Source organism: Negativicoccus succinicivorans, assembly GCF_018373335.1.
Classification (GTDB): domain Bacteria; phylum Bacillota; class Negativicutes; order Veillonellales; family Negativicoccaceae; genus Negativicoccus; species Negativicoccus succinicivorans_A.
In genome coordinates, this window is sequence record NZ_JAHAHH010000080.1 from 1 (window position 1) to 5,364 (window position 5,364).

A 5,364-nucleotide genomic window follows, 5' to 3' on the forward strand; every position below is an offset into this window, starting at 1 on the left:
GTACGTGCCCTGCGAAGTCTGCCACGGCGCGCGCTATAATCGCGAAACGCTGGAAGTGAAATATAAAGGCAAAAATATTTCCGATGTGCTCAATATGACGGTGGATGAGGCGGTCGAATTTTTCGTCAATCACCCGGCCATTGTCCGAAAATTGCAAACGATTCAGGACGTGGGGCTCGGTTACATTCGCCTCGGTCAGCCGGCGACCACGCTTTCCGGCGGGGAAGCGCAGCGCGTCAAATTGGCGACGGAGCTGGCGAAACGCAGTACCGGCAAGACACTTTATCTTTTGGATGAACCGACCACCGGTTTGCATGTGGCGGATATTCATAAACTGATGGATGTCTTACAGCGAATCGTCGATGAAGGCGATACCGTGGTGATCATCGAGCACAATTTAGATGTGATTAAATGCGCCGATCATATTATCGACTTGGGACCGGAAGGCGGTTCGGGCGGCGGTACGATCGTGGCGACCGGTACGCCGGAGGAAGTAGCGGCCGTGCCGGAGTCATACACGGGTCATTATTTAGCGCCATTGCTGGAACGGGCGCGAAAACTCGGTCAGGTGGAGGATCGCCATGCGGCAAGTGAATGAGCGGATCCAAACCAAGCTCGACGCCTTGCCGACCACACCCGGGGTCTACCAGTGGAAAGATCGGTTCGGTAAAGTCATCTACGTCGGCAAAGCGGTGAATTTACGCAGCCGCGTGCGTTCCTACGTGCGGGAAGAAAGCAAGAACAGTCCCAAAGTGAATGCCATGATGAACCACGCCGAAGATGTCGACTTTATTCTGACCAAAACGGAACTGGAAGCGCTCATTCTCGAATGCAATTTGATTAAACGCTTGCATCCGAAATATAATATTCTCCTGCGGGATGATAAAACATATCCGTACATCAAAATCACGTTGCAGGAAGATTATCCGCGCGTCTTTATGACGCGGCGGCTGGTGCGTGACGGCGCGCGGTACTTGGGGCCGTTTACGGATGTCGGCTCGGTGGCGCGGACATTGAAAACCTTGCGGCAGATTTACCCCTTGCGGACCTGTCGGTCGATGAAAGTACGACGGCCCTGTCTGCAATACCATTTGAAACGCTGCCAGGCTCCCTGCATGGGCCGGGTGGAACAAGCTACTTATCATCAAATGGCGCAGGAAGTCTGCGATATTTTTGAAGGTAAAAACCGGCAGTGGCTGCACCGCTGGGAAAACAGCATGAAAGAGGCGGCCGCGGCGATGCGGTATGAGGAAGCGGCCCGCTACCGGGACCGTATCGTCGCTTTGAAGAGCGTACAGGAGCGGCAAAATATCGTGGCCGCCGCCGGCAACTTGGATATGATCGGCGTCGCTCGCACGGCGGATAAAGTGGGCGTCGTCATTTTACTTGTCCGCGCCGGCAAAGTGATCGGCAAAGAAAACTATATGGTCAGCGGCTCATACGGTGAAAGTGATGCGGAAGTGTTGGCCGGATTTATCAAGAATTATTACACCGGCAACGCAGACCGCGTGCCGAAAGAAGTAGCCGTGCCGTTTTTGCCTGCCGATGCCGAACTGCTTGGTGAATGGTTGACGGCGGAGCGGGGCTCGCAGGTGAAAATCGCCGTGCCGCAACGAGGCTTCCGTCGCGGCCTGAAAGATATGGCGCAGGACAATGCCGCGAAGTACCTGGCGGATAAAGAACTGCAATGGCAGCACACGGTGGATAAACAAAGCGGCGCCGTGCGCGATCTCGCGCAAATTTTGGATCTGCCCAATCTGCCGGAACGCATTGAGTGTTTTGATATCAGTCATATTCAGGGCGCGGAGACCGTCGCCTCCATGAGCGTTTTGATTGACGGCAAACCGACCCGTAGCGAATACCGCAAATTCAAATTGAAAACCGTGCAGGGCAAGCCGGATGATTTCGCTTCCATGCGTGAAATCATGGCGCGCCGTTATGGCAATCATCCCGATTGGCCGTTGCCGGATTTGATCGTCATCGACGGCGGCAAAGGACAGTTGCATGCGGCGTTGCCCGTCATTCGCGAGTGCGGCGTCCAAACACCGGTCATCGCTCTGGCGGAACGGATCGAAGAGATTTTTACCGAGTACAGTAACGAACCGATTGTGTTGGATCATCGTTTGCCGGCGCTGCAGTTGTTGCAGACGGTGCGTGATGAAGCCCATCGGTTCGCGATTACGTACCATCGCAAATTGCGCAGCAAACGGAACTTCCAATCCATTTTGGATCATATTGACGGCATCGGTCCGAAACGTCGTCAGGCGTTATGGCAGGCGTTTCCGAATTTGGACGCGATGCGCGCGGCCGATGTCGAAGCATTGGCGGCCGTGCCCGGTATGAATCGGAAAGCCGCCGAAGCCGTGTACGCGTTTCTGCGGGCGGAAAAACATGAAAAACAGCAGCTGCTGCAGACGAAAGACGACAATCAAAAATGGGTATGAAAAAGAGCGGTGAGCACCGCTCTTTTTTTGTCCGCTTTTACAATAAAATGAGACGCTTGTAAACGTGTAAAAATAAGAAATTGTTTTTCGCGACGCGTTGAGAATTCCCGCCGTCGTTGTAAATAAAGGACTTATTAAAAGGAAAAGAAGAATTTGTACGAGTTGTTTTCAAGGCAGCTTACCAAAATTTTGTTTTTACAATCTATTTACAAAGACTGTGTGGTCTTTTGACAGTCTTCCGCTATTATGCAGTTATACCAATTCGTATCGATTCCAAAGGAGGAACGAAAAAGATGAAACAAGGTAAACGTTTAGGTTTAGCAGCAGCCAGTGTAGTAATGGCATTAGCGATCGCGGGTTGCGGTGGCGGTTCCGGCTCCAGCTCCGGCGGAGACAAAGCGGCTTTTGATTTGGCCAAAGATATTCACGTTATTTCCCGTGAAGACGGTTCCGGTACGCGTGGCGCGTTCGTTGAATTGTTGGGCATTGAAGTCAAAGAAAACGGTAAGAAAGTCGACCGCACTTTGAGCTCCGCTCAGATTACGAACAGCACCAACGTCATGATGACCAGCGTAGCGAATGACGCGTATGCGCTCGGCTACATTTCCCTCGGTTCGTTGAACGATACCGTAAAAGCGTTGAAAGTTGACGGCGTGGAAGCGACTCCGGCGAACGTTATGAACGGCCAGTACAAATTGGCTCGTCCGTTCAATGTTGTCATCAGCAAAGAAAAAGGTTTGACTCCGCAAGCGGAAGACTTCCTGAAATTTATCCACAGTAAAGAAGGCCAGAAGATCGTTAATGACAACGGCTACATCGCGGTGGATCAAGCTCCGGCAGCGTACACTCCGGCCAACCAGTCCGGCAAAATCGTATGCGCGGGTTCGTCTTCGGTAACTCCGGTCATGGAAAAATTGGCGGAAGCTTACCAGAAAGCCAACCCGAACCTGAAAGTCGAAGTGCAGCAGAGCGACTCGACGACCGGTGTTCAATCGGCGATCAGCGGCACGGCCGATCTCGGTATGGCATCGCGTGAATTGAAAGACAGCGAAAAAGATAAAGTTGAAGGCAACGTTATTGCCAAAGACGGCTTGGCGGTTATTGTCAACAAAGCGAACAGCGTAGAAAACGTCAAAGCGGATTCTGTTCGTGACGTTTACATTGGCAAAATTACGAAATGGCAGGATGCGAAATAACATCTGCCGGTAAGAAGCGGGAGTGAGCGGATGAATTCGCAGACAAGTGAAAAGTTGATGAGCTGGACGGTGCATGTGATGGCGGCAATGTCCATCGTATGCGTCTTCCTCATCGGGCTCTTTATCTTTGCCAAAGGAATTCCGCCGATGTTTACCATCGGTTTGCAGGATTTCCTTTTGGGATCAAGTTGGCGCCCGACGGACGTACCGCCCACATACGGGATTTTCCCGATGATCATCGGCAGTATGCTGGTCACTCTCGGTGCGATTTTGATGGGCGGACCGGTTGCCTTGGCGGCAGCCGTCTGCCTTTCTTTTTTTGCACCGGAAAAGTGGCGTCGTGTACTGCGTTCGTTAGTTTTATTGTTGGCCGGTATTCCTTCGATCGTCTACGGTTTCTTCGGCATGGTTGTCATGGTGCCGATGGTGCGCGAGTATTTAGGCGGCAACGGCAACAGCGTGTTTACGGCGGCGTTATTGCTTGCCATTATGATTTTGCCGACGATTATTTCGGTCAGCGAGTCGGCGCTTTCGACGGTACCGGATCGTTACTATGAAGGCGGTCGCGCGCTGGGGCTGACTCACGAGCGCACCGTGGTCGGGATCATGGTGCCGGCGGCTTCCGGCGGTATCTTGGCGTCGTTTGTCTTGGGCATCGGCCGCGCGGTCGGTGAAACGATGGCCGTTATCATGGTCGCGGGTAACCAGGCAGTGATTCCGTCGTCACTTTGGGACGGGACGCGTACTTTGACGGCCAATGTCGTTTTGGAAATGGGTTACGCGGCAGACCTGCACAGGGAAGCGTTGATTGCGACCGGCGCGATTTTGTTTATTATGATTTTGTTATTGAATACGCTGTTCCTGTTTTTACGTGAAAGGCTGGTTAAATCATGAGCAAACGTCGTGGGGAACCGCGCGGCGCCTACGAATGGATCGTACAGGCAGCGGTTTGGCTGGGCATTACGCTCACGATGGGGGTCTTGGTGTACTTGTTGGTGCACATCCTTTGGAACGGTATTCCGTTCGTGACCGCCGATCTGTTTGCTTATAAGTACAATACATCCAACGTTTCGCTCTTTCCTGCATTGATCACGACGATTTATCTGACCATCGGCACATTGCTTTTGGCGATACCGTTGGGCGTAGGCACCGCCGTGTATATGACGGAATACGCGCAACGCGACTCGTGGTTGGTAAAATGGGTTCGGATGGCCAGTGAAACGCTCGCCGGTATTCCTTCCATTGTGTACGGTTTATTCGGTTTTTTGTTTTTCGTTATTTTCTTGCAACTGGGATATTCGTTACTATCCGGTGTTTTGACAATGACGATCCTCGTGCTCCCCTTTGTCATTAAGACAACGGAAGAAGCGCTTTTGACCGTGCCGACCGGTTTGCGCGAAGGCAGCTACGGCTTGGGCGTAGGTAAACGGGACACTATTTTAAAAATTATTTTGCCGGTGGCCGGCCGCGGGATTGTGGCGGGCATAATTCTGGCGATCGGCCGTATCGTCGGTGAAACGGTCGCGTTGATGTACACGATCGGCACTGTTCCGGAAATTCCGGGCAACCTGATGCAGTCCGGTCGAACGATGGCGATTCACATGTACGCGCTTTCCAGCGAAGGTATTCACACGGATAAAGCGTACGCCACCGGCGTTATCTTGATTGTAGTCGTAGTTTTGATGAACGAGATCTCCTCGCTCGTCATGAATAAATGGAGAAAA

The 5,364-nt window shown here is 52.4% G+C and carries 5 protein-coding genes; all 5 read left to right on the forward strand.

Annotated elements, in window-relative coordinates; genetic code table 11:
• Positions 1-598 (forward strand): ATP-binding cassette domain-containing protein (locus tag KH813_RS05880; RefSeq protein ID WP_303994428.1); only part of this gene is annotated, 598 nt, incomplete at its 5' end.
• Positions 582-2,444 (forward strand): excinuclease ABC subunit UvrC, encoded by a 1,863-nt coding sequence (gene uvrC, locus KH813_RS05885; RefSeq protein WP_303994429.1) that lies wholly within the window; start codon positions 582-584, stop codon positions 2,442-2,444. The genes KH813_RS05880 and uvrC, both read left to right, overlap by 17 nt.
• Before the next feature lie 293 nt (positions 2,445-2,737).
• Positions 2,738-3,640, forward strand: a complete 903-nt coding sequence (locus KH813_RS05890; RefSeq protein ID WP_303994430.1) for a substrate-binding domain-containing protein — start codon at positions 2,738-2,740, stop codon at positions 3,638-3,640.
• Positions 3,641-3,670: 30 nt separating this feature from the next.
• The gene (gene pstC, locus KH813_RS05895) at positions 3,671-4,534 is read left to right on the forward strand and encodes a phosphate ABC transporter permease subunit PstC (RefSeq protein WP_303994431.1); all 864 of its coding nucleotides are present in this window, start codon (positions 3,671-3,673) and stop codon (positions 4,532-4,534) included.
• Positions 4,531-5,364, forward strand: an 834-nt coding sequence (gene pstA, locus KH813_RS05900) for a phosphate ABC transporter permease PstA (protein ID WP_303994432.1), incomplete at its 3' end; no start/stop codon positions are given. The genes pstC and pstA, both read left to right, overlap by 4 nt.